Raw genomic sequence first — 19149 nt, forward strand, 5'->3', positions numbered from 1 at the left:
TTTTCAGAGGGGTCATAGGTCTGTTAATCCTCTTGACCATTGCATTTCTATTTTCAAAAAACAAAAAACGTATTGACTGGAAGCTGGTTGGTTTCGGTGTCTTTTTGCAAGTTCTCTTCGGAGTTTTAGTAACGCAGGTACCTTTGGTGGCAGATGGTTTTGCTGCTGTTAGCCGGGGGTTTGTAACGTTCCTTGATTTTTCTCAGGCAGGGGCGCAGTTCCTGTTTGGTAACCTGGCCAATCCTTCTCAAAATGCAGGTCTGGGCTTTATCTTTGCTTTCTCTGTTTTACCGACCATTATCTTCTTCTCTACTGTATCAGCGGGTTTATACTACCTTGGTGTCCTGCAGAAGATCGTTTACGGTATTGCCTGGGTGATGTCCAAGGGGATGCGTTTATCTGGTGCTGAAAGTTTATCTGCAGCGGGTAACATATTTTTAGGACAGACAGAGGCACCTCTTCTGGTTCGTCCGTTCATTAGCCGCATGACACGCTCAGAGCTAATGTGTTTGATGACGGGTGGTATGGCTACCCTGGCCGGTGGCGTGTTAGCTGCATATGTATCCTTTCTGGGAGGAGATGATCCTGAGTTGAAAGCAATTTTTGCGGCACACCTGCTAACTGCTTCCATCATGAACGCACCTGCTGGTATCGTGCTCGCCAAGATTCTGGTACCGGAAACAGAGCCGGAAAAGATACATACAGAACTAGAAGTAAATGATGAGCAGCTTGGTGTGAACCTTGTTGATGCGCTGTCTCGTGGTGCTGCCGATGGGTTGAGGCTTGCTGCAAACGTGGGTGGTATGCTCTTAGCCTTTATTGCTGTGATAGCACTTGTTAACTACCTGTTAACGGATCTTCTTGGTGACTTAACTGGATTGAATGAATGGGTAATTGCCACTACTGATGGACGGTTTTCTGGGTTCTCTCTTCAATATATTCTAGGGCAAATATTTAGGATATTTGCCTTTATAATGGGCGTTCCGTGGCAGGATTCACTATTGGTGGGTAGTTTGCTTGGTCAGAAAACAGCAATCAATGAGTTCGTGGCTTACCTTGATCTGGCTGAAATGAAAAGTGCTAACCTTCTTACTCCTAAGGCACTCATAATGTCAACTTATGCTCTTGCCGGGTTCTCCAACTTTAGCTCTATTGCCATACAGATAGGAGGAATAGGCAGCATGGCTCCCGGGCAGCAGGGGAATTTATCTAAACTAGGTTTTCTTGCCCTGTTAGGTGCCTCTCTGGCTTGTATGATGACAGCAACAGTTGCAGGTATGTTGTACGGTTTAATCTAACCGTACAACATAAAATTAGAAGGGCCTCCTGAGATATATCAGGAGGCCCTTCTAATTTTATGCTTGTGGATGTTGCCTGTGTTCCTGGGCCTCTTCCTCTTCTTCAATCTTTTTAGCATCCCGCATCAGGCGGTTAGCGAAAATGAATTCATTCAGTTCCTCAACATTTGAATCCATAATGTCCTCACGAGTTCCTTCCCATAGCTTTTTCCCTTCATAGAGGAACATGATCTTGTCACCAATTTCAATAACTGAGTTCATATCATGCGTTACAACGATGGTAGTGATGTTATACTCTTCAGTAATCTCCTTTATTAGCTCATCAATTTTAATAGCTGTGAGCGGATCTAAGCCAGAGTTTGGTTCATCACAAAAAAGATAGGTGGTATTAGGGGCAATAGCCCGGGCTATACCTACACGCTTTTTCATACCACCGCTGAGCTCGGAAGGCATCTTAGTATTCGAGCCCTCCAGTCCTACACGGTTAAGACAGAAATTTACCCTGTCCAGGCGCTCATCCTTCCGCATATCGGTAAGCATCTTTAAAGGAAACTCAACATTTTGCTCCACCGTCATGGAGTCAAACAGTGCGGAACTTTGAAAAAGCATCCCGATCTTCCGGCGTATTTCCTGGCGTATATCAAGTTTGTTGTTAGTAAAGTAGGTACCATCGAAAGTAACACTTCCAATATCCGGCTTAATCAATCCTACAATACACTTCAGCAACACACTTTTACCAGTGCCACTGGCACCCAGCAGCAGGTTAGTTTTACCTGTCTCAAATACTCCGCTGATGCCGTCTAGTACCTTCTTGCCGTTAAATGATTTATGTATGTTATGTATTTCTATCATTAGACTCTGTTTTAAGAAAACGCTCCACCCTTGTGTATCACAGTAGCAACTGGGCACACACGAAGTCTGCTATTAATACGGCAATCACACTGTTTGTTACAGCCGTAGTACTGGCAGCACCTACTTCCAAAGCACCACCGGCGGTATAATAGCCCCTGAAGGAAGAGATCGTAGATATCAGGTATGCAAATACTACTGATTTAATGATTGCAAAGGTGACATTATAGGGAATAAAGTCCTCTCTGATGCCTGTGATGTACTCCTGTCCTGTAAGGGCACCTGTAACGGTTCCGGCCACATAACCACCTGCTATGGAAAGGAACATAGAAAGGATCACCAGCATCGGGAAAACAAGGAGGGCTGCCATCACCTTCGGAAGTACCAGGTAGGAGGCAGAATTTATACCCATTACCTCTAAAGCATCTACCTGTTCTGTTATCTGCATTGTTCCCAATCCACCGGCTATACTGGAACCAACTTTGCCTGCCAACACTATAGAGGTGATAGTAGGTGCAAGTTCAAGAATCGTCATTTCACGAACCATGAAGCCAATGGTGGAGCGTGGTATGAAAGCATTGTTCAGGTTATAAGCTACCTGCACACAGGTTACTGCACCAATGAAAGTAGATACAATCGCGACAATGAAAATGGAGTTGATACCTATAAGTATGGCCTCATCAATCGTCCGGTTAAAAATTATTCTGGGTGACTCTCCGCGACTAAACAAGCTAAGCATGAAGAGCAGATACTTTCCGAAGTGTTGCAACATATAGGGTTCTGGTGCTGGTTTAAAGCGTGTTTATAAACAAAAATAAGGTATTAATACTTATATTACGTTTAAAATCAGAAAACATATAAAACGACCCATATTTATGCAAGGATACATTTTGGTGACAGGCGGTACAAAGGGCATTGGTAAAGCTGTGATAGAGCAGTTTGCTAAGGAAGGTTTCCACATTATCACCTGTTCCAGAAGTGAGAAAGATCTGAAAACTTTGAAGCTGGAGATAGAACAAAAATACACCTTCTCTAAAGTCTTTTATCAGGAGGCAGACCTTAGCGACAGAAAGTCTTTGAAAGCTTTTACAGACTATGTGGCAAAGCTAAATGTGAAAGTAGATGTGCTGGTAAACAATAGTGGACTTTTTATTCCTGGAAAGGTTACTGAAGAAGATGACGAAGCACTTCCTTTCATGATCAACACAAACTTATATAGTGCCTATTACATGACAAAGGCTATTGTCGGCGAAATGATCAGGCGGCGTTCCGGACATGTATTCAACCTTTGCTCTACGGCAAGTATAACTCCCTACATCAACGGCGGATCTTACTGTATCTCTAAGTATGCTTTATATGGTATGACGAAAGTACTGCGGGAAGAGACGAAAGAGCATAATGTGCGTGTAACAGCTATACTTCCGGGAGCTACCCTTACAGCGAGTTGGGAGGGAGTTGACCTGCCACCAGAGCGATTCATCAAAGCCGAGGATGTGGCAATGGCGATTTATAATGCTTATATCTTGTCAGAAAACAGTGTGGTGGAGGAGTTGCTTATCAGGCCGCAGCTGGGGGATATTTAACTGGTTTAATTGAATAGATAACTGATAGGGAGTAGGAACTTTCTCTGTTAAACCTACTTATATCGCATAAAAAATGAGGAACAACAGTGTTGCTTCTCGATCACATTAATACATTCCGAATAAAACACAGAACTATGAATCTTGAAGGTAAATTAGCGGTAGTAACAGGAGTAAGTAAAGGTATAGGGCTGGCCACTGTCCAAAGCTTGTTGGACAAAGGGGCTAAGGTAGCAGGATGGGGCCGCACAGCTCCGGAGCTACAGCATGACAGCTTCCACTTTTTTGAGTGTGATGTGCGCTACAATGAATCTGTACAGCGTGCTTTTGATCAAACTATCTCACATCTTGGTACCCATGTAAACATTTTGGTTAATAATGCAGGCCTGGGAGTTGCAGGCTTACTGGAGGACATAAGCCTGGATGATTGGCATACCATGTTTGAAACAAATGTGAACGGCATCTTCTACTGCACTCGTTTGGTAATTCCTGGCATGAAAGAGTTGGGGGAGGGGCACATTATCAATATCTCATCTATAGCCGGCACTACAGGCATAGAGCAGATGGCTGGCTATTGCGGTACAAAACATGCAGTTCGTGGCATTTCGCACTCGCTGTACAAAGAAGTGCGCGACTATGGCGTAAAAGTTACCTGCATCTATCCCGGCTCCGTTCAGACTAACTTTTTTGACAATATAGAGAGTGTAACAGTAAACGAGAACATGATGCGACCAGAGGATATTGCCTCTACCATTATGCATGCACTGGAGTCGCATCCAAACTACCACCACATAGATATTGAGGTTCGCCCATTAATGCCAAAAGGTAAGCGCCAGAAATAATACAAGTATGGCGCGGCTTTTGTAGCTTTGGATCAGAATTCGCAGTTCATGCGGATTGGAAGGATTATATTGCCTTTTCATTATTAGTCTCAACATTATTCTTTAAAATATTGTCTGTTGAAGTAAAGAACCTGACCAAGACCTTTGGTGCACAGCGGGCTGTGGATGATATTTCTTTTGTGGTAGAGCAGGGGCAGATTTTAGGCTTCCTGGGTCCAAATGGTGCCGGTAAGTCCACTACCATGAAAATTGCCACCTGCTATTTGCCCCCAACTTCCGGCACCATACTGGTGAATGGGCACGATGTGGTGCAGGAACCAATGGCAGTTAGGCGTAATGTCGGTTATTTGCCTGAGCATAACCCTCTTTACCTGGATATGTATGTGCATGAGTACCTTCAGTTTGTTGCTTCTGTGTATGGCCTGAAAGGAAAGTTGGCAAAAGCCAGAGTACAGGAAATGGTAGAACTTTGCGGTTTAACTCTGGAGCAGGGGAAGAAAATCGGGGCTCTCTCTAAAGGTTACCGCCAGCGGGTGGGCCTGGCACAGGCACTGGTGCACGATCCGCAGGTACTTATCCTGGATGAGCCTACCACTGGTTTGGATCCAAATCAGATTGTGGAGATAAGGTCACTTATTAAACAGATAGGGCGTGACAAAACCGTAATATTTTCTACACACATAATGCAGGAGGTGGCAGCTATCTGCGACAGGGTAGTGATTATTAACAGGGGCAAGCTGGTTGCAAACAGTGATGTAGCCAGTCTGCAGGCCGGTGGCAAGAATGAGAAGGTGACACTGGTAGAGTTCGAGCAACCAATTGAACTGGATGCGCTGCAAAGCATACAAGGGGTTTTGCGAGTGGAGCCAGCACAGGCCAATACCTACCGGATCATCTCCAGACGTGATGCCGACATCCGCTCAAACGTTTTTCGCATTGCCGCTGAGAGAAACTGGCCGCTGGTGGGACTCCGCCAGGAAGAAAATTCACTCGAGAAAATTTTCCAACAGTTGACAAAGAATTAGAAATTCTAAACTGAAAATTAGAAAAGGAGGAAGTAAAGAGCTTTTAAAGTGTGCTACCTCAATTTCTGATTTCTAATTCATGATTTTTGATTAAAAATTAGATGCTTGCTATACTCAAAAAAGAATTTAACGGCTTCCTTAATTCCCTGATAGCCTACATTGTAATTGCTGTTTTTTTAGTGGCTATTGGAATGTTCATGTGGGTGTTTCCGGAGAGCAGTGTGCTGGAATATGGTTTTGCGGATATGCAAACGCTTTTTAACATGGCTCCCTGGGTTTTCCTGTTCCTGATTCCGGCTATTACCATGCGAACTTTTGCAGAGGAAAAACGGGAGGGTACTATAGAATTGCTACTAACCAAGCCAATCTCTGACCTGGAGCTTATTCTAGGGAAATACTTTGCAGCGCTCCTGCTGGCTCTTTTTGCCCTGCTTCCTACCCTCCTTTATTACTATTCAATAGTTGAATTGGGTAACCCGGAGGGGAATGTGGACTCGGCTGCCGTGGTAGGTTCATATATTGGTCTGATCTTTTTGTCAGGTGTGTTTGCTGCAATTGGTGTGTTTGCTTCATCAATTTCTAATAACCAGATCATTTCATTCGTGGTAGCTGTTTTCCTTTGTTTTATCATCTATACCGGCTTCGATTCCATCGCTTCGATTCCGGTATGGGGTAGTTACAATTACCTGATCAGCCAGTTGGGAATCTCTTATCACTATACCGCCATCAGCAAGGGTTTGATCGACTCGCGTGATGTGCTGTATTTTATCAGTGTTATCGCTATCATGGTCTTAGCCACTAAACTTGTTTTAAGGAGCAGAAAATGGTAGAAGAACAGAACAAGAGCAAGCGCAGCAGTGATATCCTGAGGTTCCTTGCCTGGGTAGCAGGCATCATCCTGTTAAATTTAGTAGCAGCTAACTACTTCTTTCGCCTGGATCTTACCGAAGACAAGCGTTATACCATTGCACCGGTTACAAAGCAGATGCTGCAGGAATTACCGGATGAAGTAGTAGTGGATGTGTACCTGGAGGGGGAGTTTCCGGCAGGTTTCAGAAGGCTACAGCAGTCGGTGAAGGAAACACTAGATGAATTCAGGATTTATTCCGGTGGTAATATCCGCTATAACTTCATTGATCCAAATGAGATCAGTGATGAAAAGCAGCGGACAGAGTTCATTACTAATCTGGCTAAGAAAGGGATAATACCTACTAATTTAAGAGCCACCGAAGATGGAAAGCAGGTAGAGCGCCTTGTATTTCCGGGAGCTATAGTAAAGTATAAAGGCAAGGAAACAGCTGTGAACCTATTGAAAGGAAACCTGGCTGCTTCTCCTGATGAGCGATTGAACCAGTCAGTGGAGGGAGTAGAGTATGAATTTGCCACTGCTATCCGAAAGATGGCTTTTCAGGGCAATAAGATAATCGGTTATATAGCAGGGCAGGGAGAACTGGAGATGCAGGAGGTTACGGACCTGCTGGGTTCTTTGCAGGAGTACTACCGTGTGGCAAGGGGTGAGCTTTCGCAAATCCCTTCGCTGGAGGGATTGGACCTGATCATTATTGCCAAGCCAACCTCAGCCTTTACAGAAGCTGACAAGTATAAGATTGATCAGTTCATTATGAAGGGAGGCAAAGCCGTATTCTTTGTGGATGCGCTTAATGCCAATATGGATAGTGTAGGAGCGGGAGGAATGTTTGCTATTCCTTACAACCTGAACCTGGATGATTTACTTTTCCGGTATGGTGTGCGCCTGAACCCCACAATGATCATGGACCTTAACTCGGGCTTTATACCAGTAGTAACAGGTTATATGGGGGATAAACCGCAGACAGAAATGATTAACTGGCGCTTTTATCCCTTGTTAAATAACTTTGCGAAGCACCCTATAACACGTAACCTTGATGCGGTGTACACGAAATTTATAGGGACTATAGACACTGTGAAGGCTGATGGGATCAGAAAGACTCCACTGGTCTTTAGTTCAAAATATTCCCGTGTACTACAACCTCCCGTGCCACTTACTTTGGAAGAAGCACGTATGGAGGTAAAGCCGGAGCAGTTCCAGGCAGGGGAGCTACCAGTGGGTTATCTGCTGGAGGGTAAGTTTACTTCTTTATTCAGAAACCGACGGGCTCCGGAAGGTGTGCAGGATACGCAGGTTAAGGAGCAAGGCGAAGAAACCAAAATCGCAGTGTTTTCTGATGGTGACCTGGTGCGAAATGAGGTTAATCCGAGAACAGGACAAGCCTATGAGTTAGGATTTGACCGTTTTAACAACATCACCTTTGCAAATAAAGAGCTGGCGATGAACACTGTTCATTATCTTTTAGACGCTGAAGGACTAATTAATGTAAGGAATAAAGAGATTCAGCTGCGCCCTCTGGATAAGTTGCGTGTAAGGGAGGAAAAAACTTACTGGCAACTGCTGAATTTAGGAGCTCCAATCCTGTTGCTGGTGTTGTTCGGGGTGGCGCGTTATTATATGCGAAAGCGCAGGTACGAGCGGTTTTAATTTTATCTTGCTACAAGCCAGTAAATCACGAAAAAGGACTTGGCAAAGTGGTAGCATAAATGCGAAATATTTTTAACTTTGTCCAAATAACATTATAGGTAGAATAATGAAATTTATCGTCTCTTCATCTGCTCTTTTGAAGCAGTTATCCAGCATAAACGGAGTGGTTACCAATAACCCGGTTGTACCAATCCTTGAGAACTTTCTGTTCGAGATAAACAACAGCACGTTAACCATCACTGCCAGTGACCTGGAGACATCCATGATCACGGAATTACACGTTGAGGCAAAGGAGAATGGCCGTATAGCTGCTCCTGCCAAGATCTTATTGGAGACCCTTAAAAATCTTCCTGATCAGCCGGTAACCTTTACGATTGACGAAGAGACCTATACGATTGAAATAAGTTCTTCAAATGGCCGTTATAAGCTGTCTGGCGAAAATGCCACAGACTTCCCACGCGTGCCGGTAGTACAGGGCGGAAACGCTATAGAGATTCCTTCCAATGTATTAGGAAGAGCTATTAACAAAACAATATTTGCAGTAAGTAACGATGAGCTTCGTCCGGCAATGACTGGTATCTTTGTGCAGCTGCGCAGCGACAACGTTACGTTTGTAGCAACAGATGGTCACCGTCTGCTTCGTTACCGCCGTACAGACATCTCAACAAGCCAGGAGGCGTCTCTGATTATTCCACGTAAAGCTTTTATGTTGTTGAAATCTACGCTACCTACAGAGGCTACTGCCGTGCGTATGGAGTTCAATCAGTCAAACGCCTTCTTTAGCTTTGACAACATCCGCATGATTTGCCGTTTAATAGATGAGCGTTACCCGGATTACGAGAATGTAATTCCTGTGCAGAACCCGAACAAACTGGTGATTAACCGCCAGGATCTGTTAAGCTCTGTAAAGCGTATTTCTATTTACTCAAACAAGACTACGCACCAGATCCGTTTGAAACTGACAGGCTCTGAAATGCAGGTTTCTGCCGAGGATCTGGACTTCTCTAACGAAGCAAATGAGCGTTTATCTTGCCAATATGAGGGAGAGGACATGGAAATAGGCTTTAATGCCAAATTCCTGATGGAGATGCTGAACAACCTTGATTCAGATGAGATTACTTTTGAGTTGTCTACTCCTAACAGAGCAGGTCTGTTAATGCCAATTGTTAATGAAGACAGTGAAAATGTTCTGATGCTGGTGATGCCAGTAATGCTGAACAATTACGTATAAGGAGTATTTCTCCTAATGAAAAAGGTGAGCTGATCAGCTCACCTTTTTCATTTTATATAGCAGGCTTGTTCCGTTTTGCTTTCCTTACTTTGATGTAAACCGGAAAGTGATCGCTGTAGCCCCCAAAGTAAGTAGAGCCCGAAAAGGTACTCAGTGGTGTATTCTTATACTTACCGTACAGGAATTTTAGTTCTTCAGGATCATGTATCTGAGCAGAGCCCCGAACGTATTCCAGGCCTTCTCCATCAATAAGAGACTTAGAAATCAGGATTTGGTCCAGCATTTTAAAGTCACCGCGACTGTAGTAGCTACCCAGGCCATTCACATAGTGCATAAAGAAAGTATTAAACAACTCTTCGTTGTAGTATGGGTTTGGACGACCTGTAGCCTTTAAAACCTGTTGCATAACGTTAGTCTTAGGCTCTGCGTCGAAGTCTCCCATCACTATTATCTTTGCGTCCTTATCTGCGGCCTGTAAGGCATTAATTTCCTTCCTTAGGGTTGTAGCAGCTGCACGAAGCCTGCTGTCGTCCTGTAGGCCTCTACGGGTGCGGGTGCGGGGTGGCCAGTGATTGACGAAAAGTGTTACTGGCTGTCCTTGCAGTTCTCCCTGTACCTTAAGAATATCCCGGGAAGTATAGTTTGACCTTCCGTAGTCAATTTTTACAGGCTGCTGCTGGCTAACCTTGAAAACTTTGGGTTTATACAGTAAAGCAACATCCAGCCCCTGTTCGTCAGGCATGTCATGATGGATAATGTTGTAACCTCGTTTACGTAGCGGCTCAGCGTTTACCAGGTCCTGTAGCACTTTTTGGTTTTCAATTTCACTTATCCCGATAATGGCTGGGCCTTCGCCTCCTCCAATGTTTGCAAGGGCACTTGCTATGTTCTGTATTTTTCGATTATACTTCTCCTGTGTCCAGTTCATTTCTCCATTAGGAGTAAATGCATCATCGTTAGTGCCAGGTTCATTGGTGGTATCAAAAAGCTTCTCAACGTTGTAAAATGCGATTGTGTGCAGTTTCCCTGTTTTTGAAGAAAAGGGTAGTCTGGAGCATCCAATTAGGGTGATAAAGGTAAAAATGAGTAAGAGAGTTTTTATTCCGTAGCGCATCGCGTAACTTTGTACCTATATATGTATTCAGGCATATTACGAGAGTTATATAGTATAAAGTTTAAGAACTTCGAAAATGAAAAAATCAGAGATATATTTCAGCATTGCACTGGACGAAAACCAGATCCCGGAAGCTATCAGCTGGCGTGCCACAGACGCAGGGGAAAAGATTCATTTTGCTAAAGCAATCAATATTTCATTATGGGATCGTGATGAAGCAGGCACAATGAAAATTGACCTTTGGACAAAAGATATGCCTGTGGATGAAATGAAATACTTTTACATCGATACCATTGGGGCTATGGCTCAAAGTGTAGCAACTGCAACAAGTGATAATGTTATGGCAAAGAAGATGCGTGACCTTTGCGAAGAATTAATGAAGCACGTGGAGGAAGAGCGCCAAAAGAATAACAACGGCTAATCTTTAGTAGTTACATAAAAAGCTAGAGCCGCCTTTATTAAGGCGGCTCTAGCTTTTTATATTCTATAGGAGCCTTATCGGCTACCTATCATTAGTTAAGGCTAACGGTATTATCTCCGGCAGGGGCAGTACCAGATGATGCTGTGTTATTAGAGTTTTGTTGGTTAGATAAACCTGCCATATACTCCTGCTCTGTCTGATCATAAATTTTACGATCTCCAAAGTACTCATTATACTGTCTTGTACTTAGGATATTCTCAAGCTGTCGATCTCTTTCGGCGCAAATCTCTTTGCACTTCTGATTTATTAACTCTTGATTGCCTGCATACTGAGTTTCTACAGCCATTTTCTGAGCGACAACATCCTTGTTGATTTCCCGCATCTTACGAGACTGAAAATTATTAAGACCTAAATCCTTTATCATCACATCAGATAAATGATTGGCTCTTTTTTCAGCTACCATAGCAACCTTTTTATCTAACTTAACAGCTTTGTTACCGCTAGTTTTGGTTTCTGCCTTCGCGCTGGTTGCAAAAGAACATCCAGCCATCATACAAATCATTGCCAGTAGCTTTTTCATAATCTTTCCTTTCTATAGTTTGTTCCAAGTTTGGTTCCTTTTCTCTCTTTACAACGTAGACAAAATTTAAATGATTCCGAAAACGCTGTCAAATATTTACATCTTATATACTGCAGATATTATGCCAAAAAAGCCGATTTATGCTAATAAATCGGCTTTTTACAAGAAAGGTGATGTTTTCTACCACTCGTTCATCCACATCATGGACTCTACAGGAGTAATGGTACGATTGTTATATTTTGCGTTCTGCTTCGTATTATAATAGTTTTCAATTCCGCCTTTCACCTCAAAATATATCAGCTGACCAATAGGCATATTGTAATAAATGCGTACGGGCTGAGAAACAGATATCTCAAGTGTCCAGGTATTGCAGAAACCTACGTCTCCTTTTCCAGCGGTAGCGTGAATGTCTATACCCAACCGGCCTACGCTTGATTTACCCTCCAGAAAAGGTACATGGGCGTGTGTTTCGGTGTATTCTTTTGTAACTCCCAAGTAAAGCCTTCCCGGTTTCAAAACATAACCGTCCTCCGGAATTTCGAAAACATCAATCTCATTGTGTTTGCGGGCATCAAGTACTTCATCTTTATAAGTTGCCAGGTAACGACCCAGATGAACGTCGTAAGAATTAGTGCCCAGACATGCACGGTTAAAGGGTTCTACCAGTATAGTACCCTTCTCTATCTCCTCTAAAATCTGCTTATCAGTTAAAATCATGGTGGTGGGAATATGCAACTATAAAAGTAAGCAATAAGCCATTATGTGCCAAGGAACACAAGGCATTAAAATAAATTGCTTTCTGCTGACTGATAGTTGGCCGTGTGTTTTTGTGATTTTAGAACAAAATAAAAGCGGCAGCGCCAAAAAGGAACTGCCGCTTAAAATTTATTGAAATCGTACTGCCTAACCTTGCTGAGCTTCTTTCAGTGATTCAAGGTTAGCCTGAATATACTGGCTTACCTGCTCTTCTCCAATGGCTGTAGACACAAACAATGCCTCATACTGCGATGGCGCAAGGTAGATGCCCCTATCTAACATCGCATTGAAGTACCGGCCAAAGAAAGCTGTGTTAGAGGTCTTGGCGCTGTCGAAATCAGTGACAGCCTGCTGGGTAAAGAATATGCTGAACATAGAGCCGATCTGGTTTACCGTAAAATTTAAACCCAATTGCTGCATGTTCTGCTCCATTCCGCTTACAAGCTTATCTGTCGTGTTGCGTAATTGCGTATATACCTCCGGATGCTCTTTAAGATAAGTAAGCATCGCCATACCAGCCGACATAGCTATTGGGTTGCCAGACAAGGTACCAGCCTGATAAACAGGTCCGGCTGGGGCAACATATTCCATTATTTCTCTCTTGCCACCGTAAGCTCCTACTGGCATACCACCGCCAATAATCTTACCCAGTGTGCTCATGTCAGGCGTGACGCCATAAAGCTCCTGTGCACCACCCGGGGCTAATCTAAACCCGGTCATCACCTCATCAAATATCAGCACAATACCTTCCTTATCGCACAAAGCACGCAAGTTCTGCAGAAATCCTTCTGCAGGTGTAACCAGCCCCATGTTGCCAGCAACAGGCTCGAGTATAATGGCTGCTATTTGCCCTTTCTTGGCATCTACCAAAGTTTTGACCGCATCTAAATTATTATAGGGAGCAGTAAGTGTATCATTGGCTGTTCCTTTAGTGACACCAGGACTGTCTGGTACTCCCAACGTGATGGCTCCGCTACCTGCTGATATCAGGAATGAGTCGCCATGACCATGGTAGCACCCTTCAAACTTAATTATTTTATCACGGCCTGTAAAACCACGCGCAACCCGAATGGCTGACATGGTGGCTTCAGTGCCAGAGTTCACCATGCGCACTTTCTCTATACTTGGCACCATGCTCACGATCAGTTCAGCTATTTCAATTTCTTTGCGGGTTGGTGCACCAAATGAAAGGGAATTAGGAATAGCCTGCTGCACCGCTTCCTGTACAACCTCTGCAGCATGTCCTAGGATCATCGGACCCCAGGAGTTAATAAAGTCTGTGTAACGATTATCGTCTTCGTCATACATGTATGGCCCTTTAGCCGATACTATGAAACGAGGATTGCCTCCTACTGCTCTGAAAGCACGAACAGGAGAATTCACACCTCCCGGTATACTATTTTGCGCGCGTAAAAAAAGATCGTTACTAACTGGTGCTTTTATCATAAGTTTTATGAGTCTGTTTGTCTGATTCTATTTAAAAGATCGGGTTTACTATATCTAGTTGCAGGTTCTCCAATTTCGTAATAGGCACATACTGGTTGTCCTGGCGCAGTTGATTCCTCGTTTGCCGGTCAGTATACCCGATGCCAGGATAAATTATGCCTGGCTTTATACCTGTCTCCGCCATTTGCTGGTTAAACTGTGGACCGTAGTTATTTAGGAGCGAACCGAAATAATAGAGCATTTCAAAACCTGCATAGGCATAAACTGAAGGAGGTAACTTATACTTGCTTATAAACTGTTTGCGGAAAGACTGAAATGCTTCGCTCTGCTTATTCACGTATTTTGGACTTACAAAATAAACTTCCAGATCATCTAACTGGCGCAGCGTAATTTGGTTTATGTCCAGCCACTTATCGTAGGTGATCAGGGGTAACTTAGGGGCACTGCTTTGCAGAAGGCTGGTAGCATTCACAGCCGCTGTCATTTTATCAGAAAAAACTGCTAGATGTCCTGCATCATTTAATTTTAGCGCGTTAAAGGCAGCAGCTGTTCCTGTTGTTTGCTTTGAATTTATCTTTTTATAGGTTTTCACCTTTCCTCCGAGCTTCTGGAATTGCTGGCGGTAATGATAGGCAAAAGTGGTATCATCTTTAGCGTCTTCAAAGAGAATAACAGCAGTTTTTGGAGAGAAATTCTGGTATGCATACGTAGCTGCTTGTCGAGCTTGTGTGGCTATGGAAGATTCAAACAGGAATGCGTTGTTATTTCCCTGCACCATCTCCAGGTCCATCGACAAAGGGTTTATGACGTTAATATTATTTTGCGCGGCAAAGCGGGCGGCAACCTTAGCGGTTGATTTATAGATGGGGCCAACTACCAGATCCATTTGTTTAAGCTCCGGCATATCCAACACCCTTTTCACGCTCATTGTGTCTGCGCTGGTGTCGTAAGTATAAAGGTTTATATTAACGCCCTGCTTCTGTAAAGAATCCTGCGCCAGTTTCATGCCTGCATACAGGTCTGTAATAAACCTGCTCTTGCTGGCAGTCTGCTGCATGTCCTGGTTTAGCTGAAAAGGAAGGAGCAGAGCTACATCAAAACCCTGCCTGCTTAAAGCTTCTTTGTTCAGATACCGGCTGCGTGCCAGATCAAAGCGGGAAACAATATTCTCCAATGTGCTTCTGTCCTGAGGTCGGTACCAACCTGACAACAGCTTGTCAGCATATACCTGCGCAACAGCCTTATCGTTGGGAAAGCGCTGCAACAGCTGCTCATAAGCTGCTCTGTCATTTAGCTGTACCAGGTAGAAGCGCTTTAAGCCTTCCGCATCGTTAGAAAGAGAACTACCAGCCAATTCCTGCAATTTGCTTAGTGCACGCTCGTACTCATCCTGTTCAAAGAAGATGTTTGCTAAAAGGTAATCCGCATCATCCATACCTCCCCAGTTAGGATACTGGTTCTGTAAGGACAGCAGCATGTTGTATGCCTCCTGTAGCTTCTTGCTTTTAAGAGCAGCAAGGGCATAAAGATAAGAAGCTTCCGGCGTGTACTGGTTGTTAGAGGAGGCACTGGTTAGCGGTTTCAGCTCAGCCATTGCCTGATCATAGCGTTGCTGTTGCAGCAAAACTTTTCCATTATTATAAGTAACAGCAGGGTCCTGCGTCTGTGCCTGTAGGGGCATTGATAGTACAGTAGCCAGCAAGAATCCTGCTGCGCCTTTCCAGAAGCTTCCTTTCATATTTTGAAATCCATTTATGTACAAAAGACAAAGGACAAAAGGCTATGATCTGTTTCTTCAAGTCCTTCATCCTTTGTCTTTAACCTATTTTAAAATACTATTCCCACTCAATAGTTGCAGGGGGCTTGGAACTGATATCGTAAACTACGCGGTTAACCCCTTTTACTTTATTGATGATCTCATTGGAAACATCAGCCAGGAACTCGTATGGTAGGCGGCTCCAGTCAGCCGTCATGCCGTCAATACTGGTTACGGCACGTAAAGCTACCACATTCTCGTACGTACGCTCATCACCCATCACACCCACAGATTGTACAGGTGTTAAGATAGCACCAGCCTGCCACACCTCATCATACAAGCCATCCTTCTTCAGGTTGCTTATAAAGATATGATCTACCTGCTGCAAAATCTGTACCTTTTGAGGTGTTACATCACCCAAGATACGAATAGCCAGACCTGGCCCTGGGAACGGGTGTCTGCCCAGAATAGTATCATCAATCTTCAAGGCTTTACCTACTAAACGCACTTCATCTTTGAACAGTGCTTTAAGTGGTTCAACTACCTTCAGTTTCATGAAATCAGGTAATCCCCCCACGTTGTGGTGAGACTTAATTGTGGCAGATGGCCCTTTCACACTCATCGATTCAATAACATCTGGATAGATGGTACCCTGCGCCAGCCATTTTACGTTCTCTATTTTGTGCGACTCCTCATCAAAAACCTCAATAAATACTCTGCCTATGGCCTTTCGCTTTTGTTCCGGGTCTGTTAAACCGGCAAGTGCAGCATAAAACTGATCTTTGGCATCAACACCTTTCACATTTAAGCCCATGTGCTTGTAAGAATCCAGCACCTGCTCAAACTCACCTTTACGTAAAAGACCATTATCCACAAAAATGCAGTAAAGGTTCTTACCTACTGCCTGATGGATGAGCATTGCGGCCACACTTGAGTCAACACCACCAGATAAGCCCAGCACTACTTTGTCATCGCCAAGCTGCTGCTGCAGGTCTGCTACAGTGGCATCTATGAATTGCTCGGAGGTCCAGTCCTGCTGGCACTCACAAATGTGTACTACAAAGTTTCGCAGAAGGGTTTTTCCCTCATCTGAGTGTGTAACCTCCGGGTGAAACTGTATGCCATACGTTTCCTGGCCCCGAAGCTTATATGCTGCCACACGCACACTTTCTGTACTGGCTATGATTTCAAAGTTATCGGGGGTTTCCTTGATGGTATCACCATGCGACATCCAGACTACAGAACCAAGCGTCAGCTCTTTCAGCAAACGGTCGTGGTTGTGTAATTCATTCAGACGGGCACGACCATACTCTCGAATTGTAGAAGGAGTAACCTCACTACCATGCTCAAAGGCTATAAGCTGAGCACCATAGCAAACACCCAGCACTGGCAGTTTACCTAAATATTGGTTAAGGTCTATGGTTGGGTGTTCATGATCACGAACAGAGCAGGGGCTACCTGAAAGAATAACGCCTTTAACATCTTCTGTAAGAGCAGGCACATTGTTGTAAGGGTATATCTCGCAATATACATTTAGCTCACGTACCCGTCTGGCTATAAGCTGGGTGTATTGTGAACCGAAATCGAGGATAAGAATTTTTTCTGGCATGCGCAAAGGTAAGGCAGTTTTACAGTAATTGCCAATAGAATTGGCTATAAGATTAGAGTAAGACTACAGATTTAGAGCCTGAACCCTGAAAAACCGTTGCTGTATTAGCAAAAAACCAGCAACTGTCTCTGCTGCTGGTTTTCTTTATTTTCAATTATTCTTAACGGGCACTGGTTGCGGTTTAAGCTTCGGCCGGAAAATCAGCCAGGCAAGTATACCGCTAACTGTTCCAGAAAAGAATGTGATTGCCATAAGGAACCACCCATTCACACCTCTTAATTCTGCATCGTGGTACACCCAAACGAGCATGAAAACGAGAAGTAACAGGTAAAGTCCTGCCAGTGCAAAAAGTAATATGTTCGGTATATTTAATAATGTAGTTTCCATTGATTTGAATTTAAATTGCACAGAAGTAACTAATTAACGTATAGTTACCTCTTCTTATTAACAGATAACAGGAAACTAAAGTTTGTAAATTTATCAAGAAAGTAATGGTGTTGTTGCAACGTGTTGATTAACAAGTTGTACTATATCTCTCACACCCTCCCAAAAATTTTAAAAAACAATTGCACATGACTCTGTTGGAGACGATGTTCGGTATTATTTCTGGTAAAGGTGGAAACCTGTCAGAATGCAAAAAGTCTCATTCCTGCTGGCCGGTTTTGGTAAAAGCTAACAAGGGCTTATTCCCGATTCCGGGATTAATGTATACTTCTTTAAAAGAACTTTAATTAGGGTAGGCTCTTATCAAGGATTAGGGAGAGAATGTAAGACATATAACTGCCGCTGTAAGGGCCATAGAAATTCATGGCACGGGCTTCATACTTTTTGAGCTGGTAATGCTTGTCTGGGATTACATAGCCCATGTAGCTCCCATTAAAGCCGGTGAGCATCAGGTTTGAATTTTGCTGATGCGCCTGTGCCTCAAGTGCTGGCACCAGTTCACCTGAAAAGTCAGCAGGTACACCAAGCAGGATTGTATTGCCTATTTGCAGGCGGTTAATATAAGTGTCATACCTGCCAAAAAAGGTATAAAAAAGAGCAGGAGACAACTTTTTATCTTCTCCAACGCGCCACTGGGGATCTGGTAGGTAAAGAGGTACACGGCTGGAGAGCAAGGAGGAAGTATATGCAGTCTGCACGTTTAACGCTTCTTCTACTATAGTGCTGGCTATACTTTGCCCGACTTCGGCAACGCTTTCAAAGCTTCCTTCATTGTAAACGCTGGAATGGCTGCCTACAGCACCTGCTGAGAAGGCTGCAAAATCATACACTGTTTCTAACTCCTGCACTAGAATGCCTGGATAGTCGCCGGAGAGAACAGGCTGCATGGAAGGCAATATGGTTGGATGGGCGGAGAAGGTGCAGAGTATTGCCCGGGAGCCATCGGGTCTGGCAAATTTTAGAAAACGGATAGTGGTGTCTCGTTCTGCCTGTGTACCAGTAAGCCTGTTTCGAACAAAGGCAGCACCGTTTGCCGAGCCATAGCCAATCTTTGCAGGGCGCAAGTCGGCCCGGGCCTGCTCTATGCTTTTGATGATATGCTGTGCCGTCTGTGTTACAAGCTTCTTATCATACTTGCCAGCCATGATGCGCCCGGCCATTTTCTTCCCCCATCCTCCAAAACTGGTGTGCGTGTGCGTAGCGGATAAGTATACCTGCTCAGGTTTGATTCCTGATTTAGCATACTGTCGCTCCAGTTCAGCAGCTACACTCATGGGAGCAATGAGCATGTCTAGCGACACAAAGTATGCCTTGTTCGTTCCGTTATCGAAAGCGAAAGTGCGTACCCAGGCGGAGTCATGCACTGCCGCATACCTCATTCCACGTCTCTTTCCATAGCCGGCTAATGGCGTACCTACAGGAGGAGTGATATTCACTTTTGCCCAACCAACCTGTAAGGTGTCGCCTACCGTGTTAGAAACTGAAAATTGGTTTATCTGTTCCTGCGTTTTATGAAAATAAGCAGTTTTCCGGAAAGGTGTATCGTCTAGCTTTTGAACAATACAGCCTTGGCACAGCAATAGAATGCAAAACAGCAGGAACAAACGTTTCAGGAGGTTTTTGACGCAGCTCATATATAGCTTTTGCTAGTGCTTTGATGCCCTGTTCTTAATGTACTTTTCG

The 19149-nt window shown here is 44.0% G+C and carries 18 protein-coding genes; 8 read left to right on the top strand and 10 right to left on the bottom strand.

Translation table 11 applies throughout. From position 1 onward, the window contains the following. Positions 1 to 1298: NupC/NupG family nucleoside CNT transporter (locus ACFSRY_RS15365; RefSeq protein ID WP_377509595.1), on the top strand; the 1298-nt coding region annotated here is incomplete at its 5' end. Between the two features lie 57 nt (positions 1299 to 1355). Here ACFSRY_RS15365 and ACFSRY_RS15370 read toward each other — a convergent pair. Together ACFSRY_RS15370 and ACFSRY_RS15375 are read right to left on the bottom strand one after the other, a co-directional pair. Further along, entirely contained in the window at positions 1356 to 2150 is a 795-nt protein-coding gene (locus ACFSRY_RS15370; protein WP_377509597.1) for an ABC transporter ATP-binding protein, read from the bottom strand. A 37-nt stretch (positions 2151 to 2187) separates the two neighbouring features. Then, on the bottom strand, positions 2188 to 2919 hold the full coding sequence (locus tag ACFSRY_RS15375; protein WP_377509599.1) for an MlaE family ABC transporter permease: 732 nt from the start codon (positions 2917 to 2919) through the stop codon (positions 2188 to 2190). Positions 2920 to 3022: 103 nt separating this feature from the next. On the opposite strand from ACFSRY_RS15375, the gene ACFSRY_RS15380 reads away from it, so the two are divergent. From ACFSRY_RS15380 to dnaN, 6 genes are all read left to right on the top strand, one after another. After that, positions 3023 to 3730: an SDR family oxidoreductase gene (locus tag ACFSRY_RS15380; protein WP_377509602.1), complete on the top strand. Its 708-nt coding sequence runs from the start codon at positions 3023 to 3025 to the stop codon at positions 3728 to 3730. A 134-nt stretch (positions 3731 to 3864) separates the two neighbouring features. Then, positions 3865 to 4569 carry an SDR family oxidoreductase gene (locus tag ACFSRY_RS15385; protein WP_377509605.1) on the top strand — a complete coding sequence of 235 codons (705 nt, stop codon included), beginning with the start codon at positions 3865 to 3867 and terminating at the stop codon, positions 4567 to 4569. Positions 4570 to 4679: 110 nt separating this feature from the next. After that, complete coding sequence (gldA, locus tag ACFSRY_RS15390; RefSeq protein ID WP_377509608.1) at positions 4680 to 5594, top strand: gliding motility-associated ABC transporter ATP-binding subunit GldA; 915 nt, start codon at positions 4680 to 4682, stop codon at positions 5592 to 5594. A 101-nt stretch (positions 5595 to 5695) separates the two neighbouring features. Beyond that, on the top strand, positions 5696 to 6424 hold the full coding sequence (gene gldF / locus ACFSRY_RS15395; protein WP_377509611.1) for a gliding motility-associated ABC transporter permease subunit GldF: 729 nt from the start codon (positions 5696 to 5698) through the stop codon (positions 6422 to 6424). Continuing rightward, positions 6418 to 8109 (top strand): gliding motility-associated ABC transporter substrate-binding protein GldG, encoded by a 1692-nt coding sequence (gene gldG / locus ACFSRY_RS15400; RefSeq protein ID WP_377509614.1) that lies wholly within the window; start codon positions 6418 to 6420, stop codon positions 8107 to 8109. Before gldF ends, gldG begins: the two co-directional genes overlap by 7 nt. A gap of 106 nt (positions 8110 to 8215) precedes the next feature. Continuing rightward, positions 8216 to 9340 carry a DNA polymerase III subunit beta gene (dnaN, locus tag ACFSRY_RS15405; protein ID WP_377509617.1) on the top strand — a complete coding sequence of 375 codons (1125 nt, stop codon included), beginning with the start codon at positions 8216 to 8218 and terminating at the stop codon, positions 9338 to 9340. A 52-nt stretch (positions 9341 to 9392) separates the two neighbouring features. Here the strand turns inward: dnaN and ACFSRY_RS15410 are convergent, their stop codons facing one another. Then, the gene (locus ACFSRY_RS15410; protein WP_377509620.1) at positions 9393 to 10454 is read right to left on the bottom strand and encodes an endonuclease/exonuclease/phosphatase family protein; all 1062 of its coding nucleotides are present in this window, start codon (positions 10452 to 10454) and stop codon (positions 9393 to 9395) included. A gap of 76 nt (positions 10455 to 10530) precedes the next feature. Between ACFSRY_RS15410 and gldC the strand changes: the two genes are divergently transcribed. Continuing rightward, entirely contained in the window at positions 10531 to 10875 is a 345-nt protein-coding gene (gene gldC / locus ACFSRY_RS15415) for a gliding motility protein GldC (protein ID WP_377509623.1), read from the top strand. Positions 10876 to 10966: 91 nt separating this feature from the next. Here the strand turns inward: gldC and ACFSRY_RS15420 are convergent, their stop codons facing one another. The 7 genes from ACFSRY_RS15420 to ACFSRY_RS15450 all read right to left on the bottom strand — a co-directional run bounded on the left by ACFSRY_RS15420 (position 10967) and on the right by ACFSRY_RS15450 (position 19100). Next, positions 10967 to 11455 carry a hypothetical protein gene (locus ACFSRY_RS15420; protein WP_377509626.1) on the bottom strand — a complete coding sequence of 163 codons (489 nt, stop codon included), beginning with the start codon at positions 11453 to 11455 and terminating at the stop codon, positions 10967 to 10969. 180 nt (positions 11456 to 11635) lie between these two features. Then, on the bottom strand, positions 11636 to 12172 hold the full coding sequence (gene dcd, locus ACFSRY_RS15425; protein WP_377509629.1) for a dCTP deaminase: 537 nt from the start codon (positions 12170 to 12172) through the stop codon (positions 11636 to 11638). 186 nt (positions 12173 to 12358) lie between these two features. Further along, positions 12359 to 13657, bottom strand: a complete 1299-nt coding sequence (gene hemL, locus ACFSRY_RS15430; protein WP_377509632.1) for a glutamate-1-semialdehyde 2,1-aminomutase — start codon at positions 13655 to 13657, stop codon at positions 12359 to 12361. Between the two features lie 31 nt (positions 13658 to 13688). Then, positions 13689 to 15395: an ABC transporter substrate-binding protein gene (locus ACFSRY_RS15435; protein ID WP_377509635.1), complete on the bottom strand. Its 1707-nt coding sequence runs from the start codon at positions 15393 to 15395 to the stop codon at positions 13689 to 13691. 97 nt (positions 15396 to 15492) lie between these two features. Beyond that, positions 15493 to 17022: a glutamine-hydrolyzing GMP synthase gene (gene guaA / locus ACFSRY_RS15440; protein ID WP_377509640.1), complete on the bottom strand. Its 1530-nt coding sequence runs from the start codon at positions 17020 to 17022 to the stop codon at positions 15493 to 15495. Between the two features lie 150 nt (positions 17023 to 17172). Further along, a complete protein-coding gene (locus ACFSRY_RS15445; RefSeq protein WP_377509643.1) occupies positions 17173 to 17409 on the bottom strand; it encodes a hypothetical protein in 237 nt (78 codons plus the stop codon). A gap of 344 nt (positions 17410 to 17753) precedes the next feature. Continuing rightward, positions 17754 to 19100, bottom strand: a complete 1347-nt coding sequence (locus ACFSRY_RS15450) for a neutral/alkaline non-lysosomal ceramidase N-terminal domain-containing protein (RefSeq protein ID WP_377509646.1) — start codon at positions 19098 to 19100, stop codon at positions 17754 to 17756. Positions 19101 to 19149 lie beyond the last annotated feature (49 nt).

It is taken from the genome of Pontibacter locisalis (assembly GCF_042684605.1).
Taxonomy (GTDB): Bacteria; Bacteroidota; Bacteroidia; order Cytophagales; family Hymenobacteraceae; genus Pontibacter; species Pontibacter locisalis.